The sequence below is a fragment of the Zhongshania aliphaticivorans genome, from assembly GCF_001586255.1.
Taxonomy (GTDB): Bacteria; Pseudomonadota; Gammaproteobacteria; order Pseudomonadales; family Spongiibacteraceae; genus Spongiibacter; species Spongiibacter aliphaticivorans.
Genome location: NZ_CP014544.1, coordinates 3976957 through 3998524 on the forward strand (window position 1 = coordinate 3976957; position 21568 = coordinate 3998524).

20 protein-coding genes are annotated in these 21568 nt (G+C 46.8%); 5 read left to right on the forward strand and 15 right to left on the reverse strand.

The genetic code is table 11. The features are described 5' to 3' along the window. The first annotated feature begins 36 nt into the window (after window positions 1–36). Genes AZF00_RS17765 through AZF00_RS19840 form a run of 5 tightly spaced genes read left to right on the forward strand, consistent with a single transcriptional unit; the run spans window position 37 to window position 6014 of the window. Entirely contained in the window at window positions 37–516 is a 480-nt protein-coding gene (locus AZF00_RS17765) for a formate dehydrogenase subunit gamma (protein WP_008252771.1), read from the forward strand. Further along, window positions 516–2069 carry a formate dehydrogenase beta subunit gene (locus tag AZF00_RS17770; RefSeq protein ID WP_008252772.1) on the forward strand — a complete coding sequence of 518 codons (1554 nt, stop codon included), beginning with the start codon at window positions 516–518 and terminating at the stop codon, window positions 2067–2069. Before AZF00_RS17765 ends, AZF00_RS17770 begins: the two co-directional genes overlap by 1 nt. Before the next feature lies 1 nt (window position 2070). Continuing rightward, window positions 2071–4953: a formate dehydrogenase subunit alpha gene (fdhF, locus tag AZF00_RS17775; RefSeq protein ID WP_008252774.1), complete on the forward strand. Its 2883-nt coding sequence runs from the start codon at window positions 2071–2073 to the stop codon at window positions 4951–4953. After that, window positions 4940–5764, forward strand: a complete 825-nt coding sequence (gene fdhD, locus AZF00_RS17780; protein ID WP_008252776.1) for a formate dehydrogenase accessory sulfurtransferase FdhD — start codon at window positions 4940–4942, stop codon at window positions 5762–5764. The genes fdhF and fdhD overlap by 14 nt, the downstream gene beginning before the upstream one ends. Window positions 5765–5813: 49 nt before the next feature. Next, window positions 5814–6014 (forward strand): formate dehydrogenase subunit delta, encoded by a 201-nt coding sequence (locus AZF00_RS19840; protein ID WP_418112991.1) that lies wholly within the window; start codon window positions 5814–5816, stop codon window positions 6012–6014. Between the two features lie 610 nt (window positions 6015–6624). Here the strand turns inward: AZF00_RS19840 and AZF00_RS17790 are convergent. The 15 genes from AZF00_RS17790 to AZF00_RS17860 all read right to left on the reverse strand — a co-directional run bounded on the left by AZF00_RS17790 (window position 6625) and on the right by AZF00_RS17860 (window position 21534). Beyond that, complete coding sequence (locus AZF00_RS17790; RefSeq protein WP_197465685.1) at window positions 6625–7398, reverse strand: sulfite exporter TauE/SafE family protein; 774 nt, start codon at window positions 7396–7398, stop codon at window positions 6625–6627. 245 nt (window positions 7399–7643) lie between these two features. Then, on the reverse strand, window positions 7644–8651 hold the full coding sequence (locus AZF00_RS17795) for an amidohydrolase family protein (RefSeq protein WP_040804051.1): 1008 nt from the start codon (window positions 8649–8651) through the stop codon (window positions 7644–7646). Window positions 8652–8970: 319 nt separating this feature from the next. After that, window positions 8971–10278 carry an MFS transporter gene (locus AZF00_RS17800; protein ID WP_062384529.1) on the reverse strand — a complete coding sequence of 436 codons (1308 nt, stop codon included), beginning with the start codon at window positions 10276–10278 and terminating at the stop codon, window positions 8971–8973. 911 nt (window positions 10279–11189) lie between these two features. Next, complete coding sequence (locus AZF00_RS17805) at window positions 11190–12635, reverse strand: aldehyde dehydrogenase (RefSeq protein WP_008252783.1); 1446 nt, start codon at window positions 12633–12635, stop codon at window positions 11190–11192. 39 nt (window positions 12636–12674) lie between these two features. Further along, the gene (gene dmpG, locus AZF00_RS17810) at window positions 12675–13694 is read right to left on the reverse strand and encodes a 4-hydroxy-2-oxovalerate aldolase (protein WP_008252784.1); all 1020 of its coding nucleotides are present in this window, start codon (window positions 13692–13694) and stop codon (window positions 12675–12677) included. Between the two features lie 12 nt (window positions 13695–13706). Continuing rightward, window positions 13707–14621 (reverse strand): acetaldehyde dehydrogenase (acetylating), encoded by a 915-nt coding sequence (locus tag AZF00_RS17815; protein ID WP_008252785.1) that lies wholly within the window; start codon window positions 14619–14621, stop codon window positions 13707–13709. A 46-nt stretch (window positions 14622–14667) separates the two neighbouring features. Continuing rightward, window positions 14668–15465 carry a fumarylacetoacetate hydrolase family protein gene (locus AZF00_RS17820; RefSeq protein WP_008252786.1) on the reverse strand — a complete coding sequence of 266 codons (798 nt, stop codon included), beginning with the start codon at window positions 15463–15465 and terminating at the stop codon, window positions 14668–14670. 11 nt (window positions 15466–15476) lie between these two features. Then, complete coding sequence (locus AZF00_RS17825; RefSeq protein WP_008252789.1) at window positions 15477–16304, reverse strand: alpha/beta fold hydrolase; 828 nt, start codon at window positions 16302–16304, stop codon at window positions 15477–15479. Window positions 16305–16328: 24 nt separating this feature from the next. Further along, the gene (locus AZF00_RS17830; RefSeq protein ID WP_008252791.1) at window positions 16329–17012 is read right to left on the reverse strand and encodes a P44/Msp2 family outer membrane protein; all 684 of its coding nucleotides are present in this window, start codon (window positions 17010–17012) and stop codon (window positions 16329–16331) included. A 38-nt stretch (window positions 17013–17050) separates the two neighbouring features. After that, window positions 17051–17914, reverse strand: a complete 864-nt coding sequence (locus tag AZF00_RS17835; RefSeq protein WP_062384532.1) for a VOC family protein — start codon at window positions 17912–17914, stop codon at window positions 17051–17053. A 66-nt stretch (window positions 17915–17980) separates the two neighbouring features. Then, the gene (locus tag AZF00_RS17840; protein WP_040804053.1) at window positions 17981–18583 is read right to left on the reverse strand and encodes a TetR/AcrR family transcriptional regulator; all 603 of its coding nucleotides are present in this window, start codon (window positions 18581–18583) and stop codon (window positions 17981–17983) included. Between the two features lie 32 nt (window positions 18584–18615). Further along, window positions 18616–18927 carry a non-heme iron oxygenase ferredoxin subunit gene (locus AZF00_RS17845; protein ID WP_008252794.1) on the reverse strand — a complete coding sequence of 104 codons (312 nt, stop codon included), beginning with the start codon at window positions 18925–18927 and terminating at the stop codon, window positions 18616–18618. 24 nt (window positions 18928–18951) lie between these two features. Beyond that, window positions 18952–19698 (reverse strand): SDR family NAD(P)-dependent oxidoreductase, encoded by a 747-nt coding sequence (locus AZF00_RS17850; RefSeq protein WP_008252795.1) that lies wholly within the window; start codon window positions 19696–19698, stop codon window positions 18952–18954. Window positions 19699–19716: 18 nt separating this feature from the next. Next, window positions 19717–20220: an aromatic-ring-hydroxylating dioxygenase subunit beta gene (locus AZF00_RS17855; protein ID WP_008252797.1), complete on the reverse strand. Its 504-nt coding sequence runs from the start codon at window positions 20218–20220 to the stop codon at window positions 19717–19719. Window positions 20221–20274: 54 nt separating this feature from the next. Further along, window positions 20275–21534: an aromatic ring-hydroxylating oxygenase subunit alpha gene (locus AZF00_RS17860; RefSeq protein WP_062384534.1), complete on the reverse strand. Its 1260-nt coding sequence runs from the start codon at window positions 21532–21534 to the stop codon at window positions 20275–20277. Window positions 21535–21568 lie beyond the last annotated feature (34 nt).

The following is a 21568-nucleotide window of genomic DNA, read 5'->3' on the forward strand; positions in this document are numbered from 1 at the left end:
TTAGAATCATATATATAGTAAATCGAGAGACTATTTATGAAGCCTGCCTCCCCCAGTGTCGCGGCTGTTGTTGCATCCCTAAAGCATCAGCCCGGTGCCTTGCTGCCTATTCTGCATGCGGTGCAAGATGAGCTCGCTTATGTGCCGGACGAGGCGATCGCCATCATCGCAGATGGGCTAAACCAGACCCGCGCAGAAATCTCTGGGGTGATCAGTTTTTATCATCATTTTCGGCGCACTCCGCCGGGTGATCATGTGCTGCAAATTTGTCGCGCCGAGGCCTGTCAGGCGCGGGGGGCAAAACAGTTGGAGGCGCATATTAAGCAGCGCTTGAATATTGACTACCACCAAACCTCAGCCGATGGTCGCGTGAGTTTAGAACCGGTGTACTGCTTGGGTAATTGCAGCTGTGGGCCGTCTTTACGGATCGGTGATTCAATTTATGGCCGTGTTTCGCCAGCGCGCTTTGAGCAGCTGTTCGATGATATGACGACCCAAGTTGTGGAGCTGGTGTAATGACATTACGAATTTTTGTACCCAGCGACACCACCGCTTGCTCACTTGGCGCCGATGCCATCGCCGCAGCGATTGAACTCGCTGCTGTGCAGAATAGTGTGGATGTCGAACTGATCCGCAACGGCAGTCGTGGCCTGTTCTGGTTAGAGCCAATGGTTGAGTTAGAAACCCCAGTGGGTCGAGTCGCCTACGGACCGGTAGACATTAGTGATGTCGATGGCTTGCTTAAGAGCGGCTTGCTCGATGGCGATTTAGAGCACCCCTTATGCCAAGGCCCGACAGAAGAAATCCCCTTCTTGAAAAACCAGCAGCGCCTGACCTTTGCACGGCTGGGTTTAGGTGACCCACTTTCTCTTGAGCATTACCTTGCTAATGACGGCTTTCGCGGCTTGCAGCACGCGCTGAGGTTAAGCCCTCTAGATATCGTGCAGCAGGTTGCGGATTCCGGCTTGCGGGGGCGCGGCGGCGCGGCGTTTCCCACTGGCATTAAATGGAAGACGGTGCTGGATGCTGAGGCCGATCAAAAATACATTGTTTGCAATGCCGACGAAGGCGACTCGGGCACCTTTGCAGATCGCCTAGTGATGGAATGCGACCCATATATGCTGATCGAAGGCATGGTCATTGCCGGTTTGGCGGTGGGTGCAAATCAGGGTTATATCTACCTGCGCTCGGAGTATCCGCTGGCCCAGCGCATTATGAATGAGGCCATAGCGCGGGCCACGGCGGCGGCTTATTTGGGCGCGAATATTTGCGGCAGTGGCCGACAGTTTGCACTGGAAGTTCGCCTCGGTGCGGGTGCCTATATTTGCGGCGAAGAAACCGCATTATTAGAAAGCCTTGAAGGCAAACGTGGCATGGTGCGCGCTAAGCCGCCGCTCCCCGCGCTAAAAGGTTTGTTTGCCAAGCCGACGGTGGTCAACAACGTACTATCGCTGGCGGCGCTACCCTATATTTTTGATAAAGGCGCGCAGGCCTACGCCGATGTTGGCATGGGTCGCTCGCGGGGAACCTTGCCATTTCAATTAGCGGGTAATGTGCGGCAGGGCGGTTTGGTCGAACTGGCCTTTGGCGTCACGTTGCGGAAATTAATGGACGATTTTGGCGGTGGCACGTTCACCGGGCGACCGCTTAAAGCCGTGCAGGTCGGCGGCCCGCTGGGGGCTTATTTACCTGAGTCCCAATGGGATACGCCGCTGGATTACGAAGCCTTCGCTGCAATCGGCGCGGTGCTTGGTCACGGCGGCGTGGTGATGTTCGACGACACGGTCGATATGGGCGAGCAGGCGCGCTTTTCTATGGAGTTTTGCGCGGTGGAGTCTTGCGGAAAATGCACGCCATGCCGTATTGGCTCAAGCCGTGGTGTTGAGGTCATCGACAAAATTCGCAGCGGCCAGTCGCCAGAGGCGAATCTCGCGCTACTCGACGAATTATGTACCACAATGATAGATGGCTCGCTCTGCGCCATGGGCGGCATGACGCCTTTTCCGGTGCAAAGCGTCATGAAATATTTTGCCGACGATCTGCGGCCACTAGCCGACAGGGAGCGCTAAGATGATCCAGTACTTTGACCCAAAAAAGCTTGATCCTAATAAAGACCTTGGAACCCCGCCCAGCTTATCGACCGAGCTAGTGAGTCTTGCCATAGATGGCCGTGAGATCGTGGTGCCGGAAGGCACCTCGGTACTGAGGGCTGCGGCACTCGCCGGTATTAATATTCCCAAATTATGCGCCTCAGATAATTTAGAGGCCTTTGGCTCCTGCCGTCTGTGTGCGGTACAAATCGAAGGCCGTAAGGGCTTTCCTGCCTCGTGTACCACACCCGTTGCCGAGGGTATGCAGGTCAGTACCCAGACCGAGCCAGTGGCCAAGCTGCGCCGCAATATTATGGAGTTGTATATCTCCGACCACCCGCTGGACTGTTTGACGTGTCCCGCTAACGGTGACTGTGAGTTACAAGATATGGCGAGCGCCGTTGGTCTGCGCGAAGTGCGCTATGGTTTCGACGGCGAGAATCATCTGCAGGCCGAGAAAGACGAATCGAATCCCTATTTCAGTTTTGATCCCAGCAAGTGCATAGTGTGTTCGCGCTGTGTGCGCGCCTGTGAAGAAGTGCAGGGCACTTTTGCCTTAACGATTGATGGTCGCGGTTTCGATTCCAAGGTGTCCGCTGGGGCGAATGACTCATTTATGGACTCCGACTGTGTTTCCTGCGGCGCTTGTGTGCAGGCTTGCCCGACCTCAACCTTGATGGAAATAAGCGTTATTGAGCAAGGCCAGCCGGAACACAGTGTTGTGACCACCTGCGCCTATTGCGGCGTAGGCTGTTCCTTTAAAGCTGAAATGAAAGGTAATGAAGTAATACGCATGGTGCCGTACAAAGGCGGCGATGCAAATCACGGTCACTCCTGTGTAAAAGGCCGCTTTGCCTTTGGCTATGCCACCCATAAAGATCGGGTGCGCGCGCCAATGATTCGCGACAGCATTGATCAGCCATGGCAGGAAGTAAGCTGGGAGCAGGCGATTAGTTTTGCGGCGAAGCGCCTTAAAGACGTGCAGGCCAAATACGGCCGCGAAAGTATTGGCGGTATTACCTCCTCGCGTTGTACCAACGAAGAAACCTACCTCGTTCAAAAATTAGTGCGCGCCGCCTTTGGCAATAATAATACCGATACCTGTGCGCGGGTCTGCCATTCGCCCACTGGCTACGGTCTTAAAACCACCCTTGGCGAATCCGCTGGCACCCAGACTTTTGACTCGGTAATGAAGGCCGATTGCATAGTGGTGATTGGCGCCAACCCAACCGATGCGCATCCGGTGTTTGCCTCGCAATTGCGGCGGCGCTTGCGTCAAGGTGCCGAGCTGATCGTGATTGATCCGCGTAAAATTGATCTGCTAAAAACACCACATATGGGCAAGGGCATGCATTTGCCGCTGCGGCCCGGCACCAATGTCACCATCATAAATGCCTTAGCCCATGTGGTTGTGACGGAAGGCTTAGAAGATAAAAGCTTCGTGTCGACCCGCTGTGACGAAAAGGCCTATCAAGGCTGGCGTAAATTTATTAGCGAGTCACGTCATTCCCCCGAAGCGCTAGAAGAGATCACCGGCGTTGCCGCAGCGGATGTGCGCAACGCCGCCCGGGCCTATGCTAATGCAGGCAATGGCGCGATTTATTACGGCCTCGGTGTTACCGAACATAGCCAAGGATCGACCATGGTGATGGGTATTGCTAACTTGGCGATGGCCACGGGTAACATCGGCCGCGAAGGTGTGGGCGTAAACCCGCTGCGGGGCCAGAATAATGTGCAAGGCTCCTGCGATATGGGTTCATTCCCCCACGAATTGCCGGGCTATCAGCATGTCTCCGACGTAGTAGCGCGCTCGCGTTTTGAATCGGCGTGGGGCGTGGTGCTCGACGACGAGCCAGGTTTTCGCATTCCCAATATGTTTGACGCTGCCATTGCCGGCAGTTTTAAAGCGCTTTACGTTCAGGGTGAGGATATCGCGCAATCTGATCCTAATACTCAACACGTCGAGTCGGCACTGCGGGCTTTGGACTGCTTAATCGTTCAAGATATCTTCCTCAATGAAACCGCAAAATTTGCCCACGTACTTTTACCGGGTTCTACCTTCTTAGAAAAAAACGGCACCTTCACCAATGCCGAGCGCCGTATCAATCGCGTGCGCAAAGTCATGCCCGCCATTGCTGGCAAAGAAGATTGGGAGGTGACCGTGGATTTGGCGAACGCGCTGGGCTACCCCATGAACTACCAACACCCCAGCGAAATCATGGATGAGATTGCCCAGCTAACGCCGAGTTTTAATGGCGTGAGCTACGCCAAGTTAGAAGAGCAGGGCAGTATTCAATGGCCTTGCAATGCAGAGCATCCTAACGGCACGCCAACCATGCACGAGGTAGATTTTCCGATTGGCAAAGGCCAGTTTGCGATTACCGAATACGTGGCGACCTCGGAAAAAACCAACCGCCGCTTCCCGCTATTGTTAACGACTGGTCGAATTTTGTCCCAGTACAATGTGGGCGCGCAAACCCGGCGCACCGCCAATCAGCAATGGCATGACGAGGACGTGCTTGAGGTTCATCCCCACGACGCTGAGCTGCGGGGAATTCACGATAACGATTGGCTGGGAATTTCCAGTCGCGCTGGTCAAACTGTACTGAGGGCAAGGGTAAGCGAGCGCATGTTGCCGGGGGTGGTGTACACCACCTTCCACCATCCTGGCAGTGGCGCCAATGTTATCACCACCGACAATTCCGACTGGGCAACCAATTGCCCAGAATACAAAGTCACGGCGGTGCAGGTAGAGAAGGTAAGTCAGCCCTCGGAATGGCAGCGGCAGTTCAAAGACTTTGACGAGCGTCAGCGCAAACTGTATAGCAAGCCCGAGGGAGCGTCAGAACATGTTGGCCGTTAAGCTCGTGGACGAAAGCAGCAAGCCAGTAGGCAGTGCGCGGGCAGCAGTCGATGTGCGCCGCGCCAACCAGTGTAAGACTGCGCCGCTGGATGATCATATTGCTATGGAAGTGCCGGTGGCGATGGTCTATAACGGCATCTCTCACGCAGTGATGATGGCGACACCCGCTGACCTAAAAGACTTTGCCCTGGGCTTTAGCCTTAGTGAAGGCATACTCACAGATACAGCCCAGTTATTTAATTGCGACGTTAAAAACGTTGAGCACGGCCTGTCGATTGAAATGCGCATTGCCAATTCCCGTTTGGCAGCCCTCAAGCAGCGGCGGCGTAATTTAACGGGCCGTACTGGTTGTGGTTTATGCGGTACAGAATCCCTAGAGAGCGCGATTCGCCCCGTACGCAATGTCACGGCGCCAATCGTGTCTGATGACGCCGTACAACGCGCACTTAAAATGTTTCCGCAGCACCAAGCATTACAGGCGCAAACCGGCGCCAGTCATGGCGTCGCCTGGTGTGACTTGACGGGTAGTATCATAAAAGTGCGCGAAGATGTTGGCCGCCATAATGCGCTGGATAAATTAATCGGTGCGTTGCTGCAAGCGCATACGGATTTGAGCCAAGGCTTTGTGTTGGTGTCGAGCCGCGCAAGTTATGAAATGGTGCATAAGAGTTGCGCGGTAGATATTGGCGCCTTGGTTGCGGTGTCAGCCCCCACTTCATTGGCGATAGAGCAAGCTGCTGCAGCTGGCCAATTGCTTATTGGCTTCGCCCGCGAAGGGCGTCACGTTATTTATAATAATCCTTGGGAGTAACTGGGCGATGAGCAACGCGCACAGCAAGAGTGTTCACAATTTAGTTCGTATGATAAATGACATTTCCGAAAATCTAAGACATGGCGCCAGTGATGATACGATTGCCGCGGAGAAAGTCGCAAACCACATTAATTGCTTCTGGCCGAGAATGATGAAATCCGAAATCAAAATACATTTTAATGCAGGGGGATACGGACTAAATTCCATTGCACGCAACGCAATTAATATAATCCGCGCAATGGATAAGTAATAAATTAAACGTCACTCACTTCCCCCATTATCGCTGGCACTAGCCCGCGTGACCATGCTAAATAATATACATTTAATGACATAAACGGTAGTTCCTGGGACTATAAATATTAAGAATTATATGGCACAAAAGCACAGGTTAAGCGTATCAAGTAGTCTTATATCGACATATAAATAACAATTATTTCACCAAAAAAATAACTCTCCAACTAATTAGCCTCGAGCTATAAGAAATAAATTTAATAATGTCTCCGACAACCTTCGCCGCGGGCCAAGAAAAACCTTCTAAAACTAATTTTATATCGTATATGGCGCCGTGCGTTATGAATCACGTCCCGGCTACGCTCCTTCAGAACCACTCATAAAAGTCTGTGAATTTTCGAGAAAACCCTGAACTAAAAATCGGTGATTTTAATTAGAAGTCGTATTAATGCCAACGTTAAATTAAAAAATTCAATCGAAATCAATACTTTCGTCACTTAATTAAATGCTTACATATATTTTATTTTGCGAAATTTTTCCTAAAAACGTTCAATATTTAACGTAGTTTATACAGAGGCATTCTTTTTTCTCGACAATATATTTCATACTAAAATCAGCTGGCTCGCAATCTACAGGTAACGACTCAGGTTTTGCAAAACAATCATCCCCGCGACAATAGCCAGGGTCACTCCAAAAGCCTGTCTCAATTGATCAGAATTCATCCGATGAGCTATCTTTGCCCCCAGCCTTGCAAAAATGGGGCTTATGATAATAATTCCCGTAACTGCAGGCCCATACACGAACCCAAAGGAATACTCCGGCATCAGCGTATGATTCCAACCGTTAGCGGCATAAAGAACAGTGCCCCAAACTGCGATAGGCAGCCCCAGTGCGGCAGAGGTGCCAATGGCTTTGACTGGAGTAACACCGGAGTAAATGAGGAATGGAACTGTCAGGGAGCCTCCTCCAATACCGAAAAACATTGAAACGCAACCTATCACCCCTCCTGCACCTAGGAGCCCAGGTCCAGATGGCAACTTCGCCGACGGCGCAGGAGACAAGCCGAAAGCCATTTGTATAGCAAGACAAGCTAGGAAAATCCCAAAAGCAATCTGCAAAGCTGACCCCGATATTTCCACAACTGTGACCACCCCAATAATTGAGCCAAAGATCACCCCAACATTTAATTTAAAGAATACTGGCCATAAAACTGCTTTTTTACTAGCGTGAGCATAGGTAGAGCTAATTGAGGTTAGCACCATGGCCGCCAGTGCTGTCGCAAGAGCCATATGTGTCGCAATTTCAGAATTTATTTCTTGTAGGTCAAAAACCCAAAGTAGTAAGGGTACGGCGATTGCTCCCCCGCCTACCCCTAGAAGCCCTGCCATTAAACCAGTAAACACTCCGATTCCCATGTATACCAAAAAATAATCCAACGTAACCTCACTAAGCAAGTAATGTTTAAAACTGCAGAGATATAAGATCTATCATAAATAAAAATGTTTTATGCAAGATCAGCGATACCAAAATATTTTATATCTAGATTTAATATAAACAACACAGATTATTCAGAGGCTGCAGAACCCTCACGAGGCCAAAGCAAATAATTCCAATACAGGGTATACCTTGATCTCTTCACCAACGGCACTTAAGAATATATTATTTCACCGAGAAACGCCTCCGCAGCCTTATATCTTACATCCATCAAACTGGATGCATTAAATTTTGCGGACCCGATATAATCAGAAAGCGATTCCTGCATAAGTGAATAGGGGTAATCTGAACCGGCAAAAATATGGCCCGGCGAAACAATATTTTCAAGATGGCCCAAATAAATCGGGTCATAAACATTGCTGTCTAAAAAAAGTCCTTTAGCTTGCTCACTTGGCTTTTTAAAGCAAGATCCGCCGTATCCATCGCTAATCTCCCACCATTTATCGAGGCGACCCAACATCGACCCCAATCCGCCCCCGCCGTGACTAAAGCCTATTTTTAGACGGGGATAGCGTTCGAGAGTCCCGCTAATAATTAATGAAGAAACTGCCATAGCAACATCAACCGGAAATCCAACCATATTCGTAAATATAGGTGTAGCGTTTATAGATTTAACTGCCACTGGATGTAAAGCATGAACGAAAACCGCCAATTCGAGATCCTCCGCAGCCTCCCAGAACGGATTAAAAAATGAATCGCCAAGCATTCGTCCATTTACGTTACTGCCCACTTCAACGCCAGACAAACCAAATTTATTTATTATATCTGAAAGACCTTTTGCAGCAGATTCAGGATCTTGAAGAGGCACCAAGCCAAAACCTCGGAAATGCTTCCGATCACGGGCCACCATATCAGCCAGGAAGGCGTTACTGTGATCACAAATGATCTGCCCTTTATTAGAAGGCATCCAATAGGAAAGTAATTCAGGCATTGCGGAGAGAACCTGGAGCGAAACCCCATCCCTTCCCATATCCTCAACACGGCGAGCCGCGTTCCACGACCTATCATCTAAGTCTCGAAAATGACTATCGCCCATAAATATTTTAGCTTTATCTTTATCGAAGCACTGCATACACGGCCACCGATTAGACACAGAAATATCTGGACAGGCGGGAAATGATTTCGGCGTAACATGGCAATGTACATCAATTAACGGGGACATCGACTAAACCTCTAATTAATTATTTTGGTATTTGACATCATAAATTAGCAACAATTGACCGCGGCGAGACCGTGAACCTAGCCGTCAAATGAAGCAGGCGAATTTATCCTCCACGGGCGCATACTCCACATACCTCCCGCGAAGTATAAATTCGAAATACACGCCGTTATTGTAACAAAACACTGCTATTGGGATTTCAGCTTACGATATCGTAATTCTCAGGCATTATTAAATGCTTTGCATTTATGAACCATGAGCCCGCTCCATTAATAATACTGTTATAAAAAAGAGGAGCCCGAAGGCTCCCCAAGGAATAGCACTATTTCGTAGAAAGAAAAAGTACGGCTAAACCCGCAAAGAATGAGCCGGCCGCCATCGTTAGCGAAATTGTCGCCAGTGGAAAACCCGCCACAAATAAAAACCCGGGGATCATAGGCCCAAGAACTGCCCCACCGCGGCCAATACCAAGGACTAGCCCCGAACCCGAACCCAATAACGATGAAGGATAAGTCGCTGCGAAAAGCCCAAAAAAACCTGAAATTGCTGCCAGTATGAATACGCCAGCAAAAAAGCCTATTTGCTTCATGCTCGCAAGTGAATCATTAAAATGGGGGAAAAGTGCAACGCCCAATGCAGCGCTAATCAAACTAAAAGCCATTAACTTCCGAATGGAAAAATAGCGTGACAAGATGCTTATCCCTATCGAGCCAAGGACGCCACCTAAACTAACAACCCCTAAAACAGCAATGGCCTCTGACGCTGAATAACCAAGGTCCGCCACGATAGTTGGCGTCCATTTTACGAAATAGTAGTAAGTCCCAATATTACCGAGATAGCCAAACAGTAAAATGCTCGTAGGAAGTAACAAACCATCTTTAAATAGGTTTTTTACACCCATTGGCTCAACGTTACTCGTCGATTGCATCACCAATAATTTCGGAGGCGTGTGCCCTAAACGAATCATTGTTTTTTGGATACGCTTTAGCGCCCCTTCTGGTCGCTTTCGTTCTAAGTAGCTGATAGATTCCGGCACTAGAAAATACACCAAAGGAATAAAGATAAAACTAACGGAGGCACCCAAGTAAAATGTCACTCGCCAACTGTAGTGCTTTAATAGCGGCGCGAGGAAACTAGCGCCTAAATAGACACCGAATGCAAACCCACCGGCCACTAAAGTTACGGCTAGAGCACGATTCCTAGCGTTACAAAAATCGGACGAAGTTGCCGTTGCCGTTGCCATTAATCCGCCGATACCGATACCTGTAAATACCCGTGCCGCACCTAGTACATAAATATTCGGTGCTATTCCCGCAATAAGCATCCCCACCGTCAAAATAACCAGCCCCGAAAGCATGATTGGCCTGCGCCCATGCGAATCGGTCAGCGAGCCCATTATGATTGCACCCACGGCCATACCCAATAGTTCAAGGGAAAGGACAATACCCAAAACATCCTTGGACAAGCCCCACTCTGCAGCCAAACCTGGTGCAGCAAAGGCGATCGATAGTACGTCATACCCGTCTAACGCCAATATCCCTATACAAATAGCAACGATATACCATTGCAATTTATTCATAGGTTCATCGTTCAGCGTGTTTAGTGCTTCTAACTCGCTATAAGCATTCATTATTGTATATTCCTATAGATTTATTAGATTTATTTGTAAACTTTAAAATATTTCTCAGACTTTGACGTATTCCCAAAATGGCCAGGGTTATGATGCAGGATCAAATGTGTCGCAGAAAAGGATCTGCTTATTCTCATTGATCATCCTATTTAAGTTTTGAAGAAACCTGCGTGACTAGCGCTGACCTTTCTCCACGATTCATGAGACACCTAGCTATTTAGCAACTGGCAGAAATTTGCTAACGCTAGCACTCTCCATGATTTCGACCACATTACCCTCGGAAATCTCCTTGGTATAACTCAAATCCATTGCGCCAGCTTCGCTGAAAGTCATGCCGAGACCTCGTAAACTTATTAACTTTTTCACCATTACTGTCACGTCATTACTTATATGGGTGTAACCTTTGTCTGTAGTGGTCAAGAAAAACTGGTCACGGTTCAGTGGCTAACCCAGTACTGCCCCTCGACTGCATTTTAGTTTAAACTACGGTTATGTTGATTTGGCCTTGTTGGCTGTAATAACCAACAAACTATTCCATAATGGATTGCAGAGCATCGGTAGAATTCGATAGCCCAACACCAAAAAGCCAAATTTTAATCTAGCCGGTAAGCGCGCAAATTTCGCTATAAATCACCGCCCAAATACCGGACTAATTGGATTTAAATTAATCAAGATCGCCACATGCTGACCTCTCATAGAAAACCCCAATGACTGCAAACAATAAAAAACTTTCAAAATATGATCCGTCAGGGTTGATCTACGGAATCTTGTTCTAGGTGATATTTTTACCTCGAACAAGATGCTGAAAACCCTATGACACTATGATTAAAATACTCCCATTGATAACACGATTACGTTTCTACGCGTCCCATGCTCCCGAACTATCAGTTTAAAATATCTCTATAAACAATTTATCCAATATAATAAGTCGTTTTATATCGCTGATATGCTGCTAAGGCTTCGGGACCTAATTCTGTTCCTATACCGCTATTTTTCACACCCCCAAATGGAGATCCTATTGCCGGAACATAACCGTTAATACCAATTGTACCTGTCTCGATACGGCTTGCGACACTCTCTGCGCGGGAAGTACTGGAACTCCAAACACTGCCCCCAAGACCATATTTCGAATCATTAGCTATTTGAACTGCTTCGTCGTCACCCGAATACGGGATCGCTACAAGTACTGGTCCAAATATTTCTTCCTGGCAAATATTACTTTTCGAATTGACTTCAGAAAATAGAGTCGGTTCTACGTACCATCCGCGCTTATGGTTTTTGGGTCTTTCTCCGCCGACCACCACCTTTCCCTCGGTTTTCCCGATCTCAATATATTTTTCTACACGATTCCGATGTTCAGCCGACGCTAATGGCCCTATCATTGTGGCTTCGTTTAATGGGTCACCAACTTTTAATGTTTTCATATATTCGGCTATTGTCCGAACACTTTTCTCGTAAACGGGCTTTGGAATTAATATTCGAGTACAACTGAAGCAGGTTTGGCCATTGTTTAATAACGAAACGGCTGACATTGATTCTAAATATTTATCCAGGTCAACATCGTCGAGTAGAATAGCCGCGGATTTACCTCCAAGTTCCAGGGACACAGGTCGAAGCAACCGCCCGCAGTCCGCCGCGACTTTCCTACCTACCTCAGTCGAACCAGTGAAGGCGACCTTATTAACTCCCGGATGATTTACAAGATAAGATGCGACCTCTCTATCTGCAGGAACCCAGTTTATTACACCTTTAGGAATACCGGCCTCTTCGGCTGCTTCTGCCAGTAAGTAACTATCAAGGACAGTCCCTGGAGAAGGCTTAACAACTAATGTACACCCCGCGGCTAGAGCGGGAGCGATTTTACTCATCGCCAATGTCACTGGAAAATTCCAAGGCACAATGGCCGCAACAACACCGACCGGAATTTTTTCAACGCGCGACTCTTTGCCGAAATTCGACATCCGAATGTCTGGCTCTGACTCCTCAGCAATCTTCGCTGCATAATACTGCAACAACCCGACCGGAAAGCCTGCTTCAAAACTTGAACTTAGATTAACAGGCATACCATTTTGCAGAGACACAGCATTTGCTATATCAGCTCCCCGCTTTGCAATACAATTAGAGAATTCTACAAGCAGTGCTGACCGCTCTTGAACACTTAAATCTCGCCACTCAGCTGAATTAAGCGCAGATCTCGCCGCATCTACGGCTTTATCTATGTCCAGTTTCCCAGCCTCAGGTACAAAGCCCAATCGTTCCTCAGTCGATGCACAGATAATTTCTATTTTATTATCTGTGCTCGGAAGTATCCATTCACCACCGATGTAAAGATGATTTCTTGTATAGTTTGAGCTCATACGATTTACCTCGAATTGTTTATTATTTAAATGAACTTATTATTTTATTGCAGCCATATCTAGAGCGAGATCTTCAATCATGTCTTCTTGGCCGCCCACAGTGCGGCGGCGACCGAGCTCCACCAGAATGTCCCGCGACGATAAACCGTATTTTTCTGCTGCGCGCTTAGCGAATAGCAAGAACGACGAGTACACCCCAGCGTAGCCCAAGGTTAGGGAATCGCGGTCGATTCTGATTGGGCTATCCATGATCGGGGTAACAAGGTCTTCAGCAACGTCCATAATTTTATACAGGTCAATACCGTGATCGACACCCATACGCTCCATTACCGCCACTAAAACTTCGAGTGGGGTATTACCGGCACCGGCACCCAGACCCGCAACAGAACCGTCGATACGATTCGCACCAGCCTCCACAGCAACCAGCGAATTCATTACACCTAGACTAAGATTGTGGTGAGCATGGAAGCCCAGTTCGGTCCCAGGTTTAAGTTCACGGCGCAGCAGTGCAATTCGCTCTTCAACCTGGTCTGGCAGTAAATACCCAGCAGAATCCGTGCAGTAAATACAGTTGGCACCGTATGACTCCATGAGCTTGGCCTGCTCAACAATCTGCTCGGCCTCAATCATGTGGGTCATCATTAAGAAGCCGACGGTATCCAAGCCCATCTGTGCCGCCATGCCAATATGCTGCTCTGAAACATCGGCTTCAGTGCAATGCGTGGCAACCCGAATGGTGGTCACACCCAAATCTGCAGCCATTTTCAAGTGGTCGACCGTGCCGATACCGGGCAATAGCAAAGCTGATATTTTGGCGTTTTTGACAACACCCACAACCGCCTTAAGGTACTCTTCGTCACTGTGGGCCGGGAAGCCATAATTAACTGAAGAACCGCCTAGGCCATCACCGTGGGTGACCTCAATCAGCGGCATGCCCGCCTCGTCTAAGCCCTTGGCAATGGATTTCATTTCTTCTAGGGATATCTGATGCTGCTTGGCATGCATACCATCGCGCAAGCACATATCATGTAACACAACTTTTTTACCGCGTAGATCCATTCTCGTATCCCCTTAGGCCGCCGTTGGCTTTAGTGTTAAACGGCCAGCCAACATTTCTTCGGCAAACATTTCTGCAGTGCGTAAGCCCGCTGCGGTCATAATATCGAGGTTGCCCGCGTATTTCGGCAGGAAGTCGCCAAGCCCTTCGACTTCCATAAAAATTGACACCCGATTGCCATCAAATACCGGCCCATTCTTGAGGCGGTAGCCGGGCACGTATTTTTGCACCTCAGCAATCATGTCATGGACAGAAGCTGTTATCGCCGTTTGATCAGGCGTGTCGACGGTTAAACAATGAATCGTATCGCGCATCATCAGCGGTGGCTCAGCGGGGTTAATAACGATTATCGCCTTGCCCTTTGCCGCGCCACCAACTCGCTCAACTGCGCCGGCGGTTGTACGTGTAAATTCATCAATGTTTTTGCGGGTACCCGGCCCAACGGAGAGAGAGCTCACAGTGGCCACGATTTCGCCGTAGCTCACTTCCTGTACCCGTGAGACTGCCGCCACCATGGGTATGGTCGCCTGGCCACCGCAGGTCACCATATTTACATTCATACAGCCTTCAGCGAGAGCGTCCTTCAAATTGACCGGTGGCACGCAGTACGGACCAATCGCCGCAGGCGTCAAATCGATCATGAGCGCGCCTTGCTCATTTACCTTGCGAGAGTTTTCTGCGTGAACATAGGCTGAGGTTGCATCAAAGCATATCTGCACACCGTCAGCGCGCATCGTCGGCAACATGCCATCAACGCCTTCTGAGGTGACCTTTAAGCCCATTTCCGCAGCCCGCGTCAAACCAGGCGAGTCGGGATCTACACCCACCATCCAGACCGGTTCGATAAATTCGGATCTAAGTGCTTTCATCAATAAATCGGTACCGATATTGCCTGGACCGATAATTGCTGCCTTAATTTTTTCAGCCATTATTGCTAACTCTCACAGTAAATTTGGGCTTGCTACGAATAATTAATTACACAAACTGCACTGCGGCACGACCAACCCCATGCAGCTCCATTCGCATTTTGTCACCGGCTTGGATTGGCTCAAGAGGAACTAAGGAACCTGACAGTATGACTTCACCGGCGTTTAAGGAAATACCAAACCCCCCCAGAGTGTTTGCCAACCATGCCACAGCCGTTAATGGGTTTCCCTGCACTGCGCTGCCTATACCTTCGCTTAAGAATTCATCATTTTTCCAAACCGACACCCGAAGATTAGGTAAATCGATATCTCGGGGATCCAGCTTGGAATCCCCTAGAATATAAATCCCACAGGAGGCGTTATCCGCAATCGTGTCCTGTATTTTTATTCTCCAGCCATCTATCCTAGAGTCCACGATCTCAAAGCAAGGCATAATATAGTCGGTTGCAGCTAACACATCAGCCTCCGTCACCCCCGGCCCAACAAGATCAGACTTAAGAAAAAAAGCTATTTCCGCCTCCGCTTTAGGTTGAATAAGGCGTTTTTCCAACTCGATAGATACGCCATTTTCACAATACATTGCATCGGTTAGAAATCCAAAATCCGGCTGGTGTACACCCAGCATATCCTGTACAACCTTACTAGTGACGCCAATTTTTTTCCCCGTTATTGTTTCCCCATCTCCGATCCTTAGATCAAGGATTCGCTTGGATATATAATATGCATCTTCGATATCAATATTTTTATACACATCACTCAATGGCGGTGTTGTAGTCGCAGACTTTAAACACTCATAGAGCTCCGTCGCTATGCTATCCAAACGCTTAATCCCAAGTTTGCAATGCATATTTTATTTCCTTATGAAAAACCATGCTCGAGAAAATTAGATACGGATGTATTGAAGGTTTCTTTCCGTTCAATTTGAACCCAATGCCCAGCGTCTGAGCATACCAATAAGTCGGAATTTTTAATAAGGGAGCACAATTTTATCGAGTTACTAAGCGGTATGACTTGGTCTTTTTTCCCGTGAACAACAAACACCTCATGATCAATGCTCTTTATATCCGCATCAGGTAACGCAAACATATCTACAAGTTTCTGCCTATTTTCGATTCCAAAATTATCTCGATATGATTTCATTGAACTTTCACTCAAGCTGGCTTCATATCTAGACTTAATTAATTCATCTGCAATATTCAACTTCCCCGAACTGAGAAACGACACTACTTTTCGCATATTATCCAAAGAAGGCTTATAGCCCCAAATATCATCCAGCGCTTCAGTTATCTCAAAATCAACACCAACCGCCCCCATCAACACAACTTTATCAAACCGATCGCCATGACTTAATAACATCGAAAGCGTAATTCCCGCACCAAATGAGTTACCTATGACATGCGCCTTATCAACACCTAACTCGTCAAGCAAGCCAACAACATGGTCCACCCATAAGCCTGGTGAAAGCTTAACGCCATCTGGCGCGTCGGTGTATCCAAACCCAACCATATCCGGAGCGATGACTCTGTATTTTGAAGCGAAATGATCAAAATTATTCCTCCAATTAGCCCAAGCTGTAACACCGGGGCCGGATCCATGCAAAAGGATCAACGGATATCCATCACCTTCATCATGATAATTAGTTTTAATTCCATTAATGATTACTGACTTGCCAACTTCTGTCTTCATACTTACACCCTTATTTATTGTTTATTAAAAAAAGTTATACCTAATTCCAAGCATAAGCATTACCTTATCTTGCTCTAAATTTAACTCTTTAATTACAGTTCCATCATCGCTCTCAAATACAAATTCGTACTCACTAGACTTCTTGTAGCGAGCGGAAAAATCTACTACCAACCTTCTCGTAAACTTATATGACAGGCCCGCACCAAGCATCATCTCAAAACTAGACGACCTTTCGCCCTCCATTGAATATTCCGCACCACCCAAACCAAAACCGACATACGGATTCACACCTAAGAACTCGCCCACATCGTACCAGTAATTAAACGCCAATGATTTTGACTCAAGCGAGTCACCAGCCGACAGAATGGTTCCGCCGGACACGGACTCTACTTCATACTCATTAAACCCAAGTTCTAATTCCATTCGGCTACTTCCAACATTGTCGTAGCCGAAAGATATCGACGAGCCAGTACTATCGCCGATTCCTGCATTATACGATGACGACTTTCGATCTGTATTCACCAAAAGAAGACTAGCTGCGGGGTCGTAGGTGCGGGTCGTTTCGAGCTCCAAGATATTGATATCTGAGGTCTTAGCTTCAGTATATGAAGCCGAAACATATAACCGCTCAGCCGCCAACACATTTCCATTGAAATTAAAAAAAGCAACAAAAACACCTGAAAAACAATATTTATTTAATAGTTTCATACAATTACCTATTAGTTTATTTTTAGTATTTAATTATTTTAGCCATCCGGCAAAAACCCGTTTGGCCTTGCTCCCCATAGACAAGCCCCCCAATTACTTCTCGAAAACTGTCTCGGCCTGTGACCCTCCTCATCCAAAATACTCCGAACACCGCATGAATATTCGTAGACTAGATTGTCCGGCCCTTGAAAATATAAAAAAACAGCACTTGACGTTGGATGCCTCCCTGGACCAAATATTATTTTGGTCCCACGCTCCCTCAAGAAATAGTAAGACCGCATAACATCATCAATAGATTCCACCTGAAAATTAATATGATGAATCCCCGACTCCTCTCTCGGCGTTAGCGCTAGAGTGTGATGAACCTCATTAAATCGAAGCAATGCAATTTGTCCCGCCCAGTCACTTACGCGCCCATTAAAAATAGAGCACCAAAAATCCTGGTCAGACCTTGGGTCTTTCGAAAAAAGTCCTACATGGCTGAATTTCGTGATACCAGCGTCTCGAGAAGGATAATGCCTCCGGCCGGTATATTCAGGATAAGTCACCATCTCAATCATATTTCCCGACGGATCACTGAAAGAGATAAATTCCTCCACATGACGTTCAGCGCACTCTTCCCGCGTGCCCCAGCGAAGTGGAACCCCACGCTCCTCCAGGGCATTTGTAGCTACCCGCAACTCATTCGGCCCATCAATTTCAAAACCTACGACCTGTTCTGAGTTCACCCCATATTCATAGCATATTGTGCAATACCTATTATCTGACCGTAGGTACGCTTTGTTTTTGTCTTTAAAAGAAATCTCTAATCCAAGGACATTAACCGCAAAATCAATTGACTCTACAAAATTACTTGTAACAATACGTACATACGCTATATCTTTAACCAAGGCGCCAGACATATCTTACCCCACTAGAGTTTAATTAAAATCACCACACCCGCTTTACCGAAATCCAAATACCTATTGCTATTTTTTCATTTCGCTCTCAACCAACTCCTTCCACATCGCAAGATGCTCATCCCACACACCTACCGAGTTATCCCACAAATTCCTGACAGCAAAGCCCCGTATCATTGAAAACGTCATTGCCACCAGCCCAGCTGACCTTTTTTCAGAGTATCCTTTTGAGACGAGAGCCTTAGCCCATGCATCCTCAACTGGTACGCGGGCAGATCTTGTGATATCAACAATCTCACCCCTCAATGCGGACGGAGTCATGGATGAGAGCAATATATTAACTGCGATGAAAAAATAGTCGCTAAAGAAAAACTCTTTAGCATCATCAATCAACTCCGCCCACACATCCTTTCCGTCAAAATTCTTCATTGCACGCCTCAAAGATAGGTGTGTAACATTCGAAAAAGCATATTCAATTGTCGCGAGCAAAATGGCATCTTTCGTTTTGTAGTGATGTAGAACTGCCCCTACCGATATCCCTGCTTCAGCTGCGATATCCGCCACTCGTAATTGAGAAAAACCATTTAGCGCTATCAAATGCGACGACGCCATCAAAATCTTTTCTTTGGTCACTAAACTCCGCTCAGACTGCGTTCTTTTCTTAGCACTCACAAGCAACCCCCGAGGTATAATATTTATTAATATTATACCTCTAAAAGCACCCTGTGATCGATAATTCTTACTGGGTACACTTCAAGATCCACCTCACAAGGATAAGTAAGGGCCTTACCAGTCTTTACATCATACGTCCCATAATGCCACCCGCACTCGACCACACCACCGAGTAAGCTCCCGTCGTCACACAGCGACACATCCTCGTGGGTGCACAGATCTGCTGTGGCGAAAATCTCTCCATCCACATTATAAACCGCAACTGTTTTACCACATGGCAACTCTGCTTTTCGCATCTCACCACTGGAAATCTCACTTACATCAAAAAGCTCTATCAAACTCATCCATATCACCTATTCTAGAATTTTCTACAACATCGTACTTCCACCATTTACGCTAATCACTTGACCAGTGATGTAGCGTGCCTCCTCCGAAGCTAAATAGCTAACAGCCGAAGCAACTTCATCCATGTCCGCGGCGCGCCCCATCGGAATGACGCTCAAATATTTAGCTAACATATCCTTATCTAGCCGCCCTATTTCAGCTAATTGAGGCGTACTCACAGCGCAGGGCGCAACGGTGTTAACTGTAATGCCCTGCTGAGCGAACTCCCTTGCCAAACCACTTGTAAGCCCATGCACGCCTCCTTTCGCAGCGTTATATGCCGCATGATTCCACAATCCATTCCGTACTGAGTCAGCGCCGATGTTGACGATACGCCCATAATTCTTTGCAACCATAAATGGAAGTACATGCCAGCAACTCCAAATTGTGGTCCATAAATTTCTAGATATAGTGGTATGCAATGACTCAGGCGTGTGCTCTAAAAATGGCGAAATTACACCGCCACCTGCGTTATTTACAAGCACATCAATTCCACCAAAATTCTCGATGGCATATTCGATCATTTCTTTATTTGAGTCTTGCGCCGAAATATCACCAACAAATATTTCTACCTTAGACGAAAATTCGTGCCGAATTTTATCCCTTGCCTCAGATGCCAAATCACGATCTATGTCCGCAATCAAAAGTGAGAAACCATCCTTTGCTAACCGTTTAGCGAGCGCAAAACCTATGCCACGACCAGATCCAGTTACTACTGCTACTCCATCCATAATCAAAACATCCCATTATTATAATATTATACTAATCCGACCTTGCTTCCGAAGACCTTCTGTTGCCATGGCCAATCTCTTTTCTTTTATTTTTATTTCGCCACCATCAACATTAAATTTATAGTACGCGGTTCCATAAAAGCATTTAACCGTATCAATCTTTGTTCGGTGGATTAGGAAATTGCATGACGCATACAAGGTGTCGAGATCCGAGGAAATAATTCGAAAATTAGTATTCTGATGCAAAACCTTAGATCGTGGAAATTCCGAGTGTGCATTTCGCTTTAAAAGCCTTTTCACCCTCTCCCCTAACCGAAAGTAATCGTCCGCAATATAAAATAAATTTTCCGCTGGAGAAGAATTATAATCAATATCCGTCGACGGGACTAAATAGCTACCGCCAGTCGAAAATAGCGAATACCATTCTTCTAATTTCCAGCTATCTATCAAATAAGACTCCTCAACGATAAAATCCTCTATATCCGACTTTGAAATATCGGAAACGCACTTATAATTTTTCATAATGTATCCTCAATACTCAATGACAAATCTCTAAAACATAGAAATGCCACACGGCTAGGTATCAAATACTCGTCGAGACCACTCTTTCCAATAACCCCGCATTTGCTCTTCATCGTCTGATGCGGGCTCTTCTTTGTTCATACCCCTAGAAACATCATTCCACCGAGCTTCCAGCATGTTCCTAAAACCTAACTGACAATTTTCTAAAGCCTCGATATCATCAGGCGTGGCAAACCCGCCCGGCCCCAGAAATTCGAGAAAATTAAACATACGCTCCTTTCTATCAACGTCATCCTCGCCGACCGGCGCTAGGGACCAAGCGTTCACATGCATATGATTAGGAGCTAGTGGAAAAAACGTCCTTATGGTCAGCGCCATTATGTCGTTAACAACTAGATTTGGAAAAATATGTATGTTTCGGTTGAATTTAGCAATTCGACTAGCCCGCTCCTCTCCAAAACGTTCAACCAACCGCGCATATATTTTGTTAATTCTAACCTTCCCATCCTCCCCCCACGCCTCTATCCAACTAGCTATGGGCCGACCAAACGGCGCCGTGTACTCGATAACACCATGCCCGTTACCGAGATCCAAGCCCACACCCTCTAATTTAGATCCATTTAAACCGCCTGTCGTATTTTTCAAGTAATCGAAATACGTAGAATGATTTGTTGGCGCGTGGTAACCATCGTAGCTATTTTCCGCAAGAAGCTTCCAATTGGCATCAATCGAGTACTCTTGTGTGCCGCCTATAATCTCGGCTCCAAACTCTGCCTGGTCAACAACTAGATCCAGATATTCTTTCGAATTCCCAAGGTAATCAATTAGGGAAATTGAGCCCCTATCAAAACAAATGAAATGAAAACCTCTATACGAACTATGCAATGGAACTGGAGTCAAACTCTTTTCTGGGTTATCAATAAACCCATCAGGATAGCTATCATCACCCGGAATGCCAACCAGTTTTCCCGAGTTAGAAAAAACCCAACCGTGATAAAAACATTGGAATGATTTTGCAGTTCCAGATTTTTCACGGCAAACTTGCGCACCCCGATGAGGGCATGTGTTTAGTAATGCCTTGACCTCGGATTCACGGTCCTTAACAAATATTATCGACCTACCACCGACCTGCCTTGTCACGAAATCGCCGGCTTTTGCTAACTCACTTTCATGACCAAGATATAGCCAGCATTTTGAAAAAATTTTTTCTTTTTCCAATTCAAATATTTCATCGCTGACAAAATTTATACGCCCAACCAGAAACTCACATTTATCAGCGTCTATTTTTAATGAATTTTCTTTTTTAACAACCATATCATCACCATACTAAAATAGTATTTATTTTTAA

Coding starts and splice junctions, on each gene's coding strand:
- AZF00_RS17800 (WP_062384529.1), bottom strand. CDS start 10,278: ATGAATGCTTATAGCGAGTTAGAAGCACTAAACACGCTGAACGATGAA.
- AZF00_RS17765 (WP_008252771.1), top strand. CDS start 37: ATGAAGCCTGCCTCCCCCAGTGTCGCGGCTGTTGTTGCATCCCTAAAG.
- fdhD (WP_008252776.1), top strand. CDS start 4,940: ATGTTGGCCGTTAAGCTCGTGGACGAAAGCAGCAAGCCAGTAGGCAGT.
- fdhF (WP_008252774.1), top strand. CDS start 2,071: ATGATCCAGTACTTTGACCCAAAAAAGCTTGATCCTAATAAAGACCTT.
- AZF00_RS17850 (WP_008252795.1), bottom strand. CDS start 19,698: ATGGATGGAGTAGCAGTAGTAACTGGATCTGGTCGTGGCATAGGTTTT.
- AZF00_RS17860 (WP_062384534.1), bottom strand. CDS start 21,534: ATGGTTGTTAAAAAAGAAAATTCATTAAAAATAGACGCTGATAAATGT.
- AZF00_RS17805 (WP_008252783.1), bottom strand. CDS start 12,635: ATGAGCTCAAACTATACAAGAAATCATCTTTACATCGGTGGTGAATGG.
- AZF00_RS17795 (WP_040804051.1), bottom strand. CDS start 8,651: ATGTCCCCGTTAATTGATGTACATTGCCATGTTACGCCGAAATCATTT.
- AZF00_RS17770 (WP_008252772.1), top strand. CDS start 516: ATGACATTACGAATTTTTGTACCCAGCGACACCACCGCTTGCTCACTT.
- AZF00_RS17830 (WP_008252791.1), bottom strand. CDS start 17,012: ATGAAACTATTAAATAAATATTGTTTTTCAGGTGTTTTTGTTGCTTTT.
- dmpG (WP_008252784.1), bottom strand. CDS start 13,694: ATGGATCTACGCGGTAAAAAAGTTGTGTTACATGATATGTGCTTGCGC.
- AZF00_RS17815 (WP_008252785.1), bottom strand. CDS start 14,621: ATGGCTGAAAAAATTAAGGCAGCAATTATCGGTCCAGGCAATATCGGT.
- AZF00_RS17835 (WP_062384532.1), bottom strand. CDS start 17,914: ATGTCTGGCGCCTTGGTTAAAGATATAGCGTATGTACGTATTGTTACA.
- AZF00_RS17855 (WP_008252797.1), bottom strand. CDS start 20,220: ATGAAAAATTATAAGTGCGTTTCCGATATTTCAAAGTCGGATATAGAG.
- AZF00_RS19840 (WP_418112991.1), top strand. CDS start 5,814: ATGATAAATGACATTTCCGAAAATCTAAGACATGGCGCCAGTGATGAT.
- AZF00_RS17820 (WP_008252786.1), bottom strand. CDS start 15,465: ATGCATTGCAAACTTGGGATTAAGCGTTTGGATAGCATAGCGACGGAG.
- AZF00_RS17825 (WP_008252789.1), bottom strand. CDS start 16,304: ATGAAGACAGAAGTTGGCAAGTCAGTAATCATTAATGGAATTAAAACT.
- AZF00_RS17845 (WP_008252794.1), bottom strand. CDS start 18,927: ATGAGTTTGATAGAGCTTTTTGATGTAAGTGAGATTTCCAGTGGTGAG.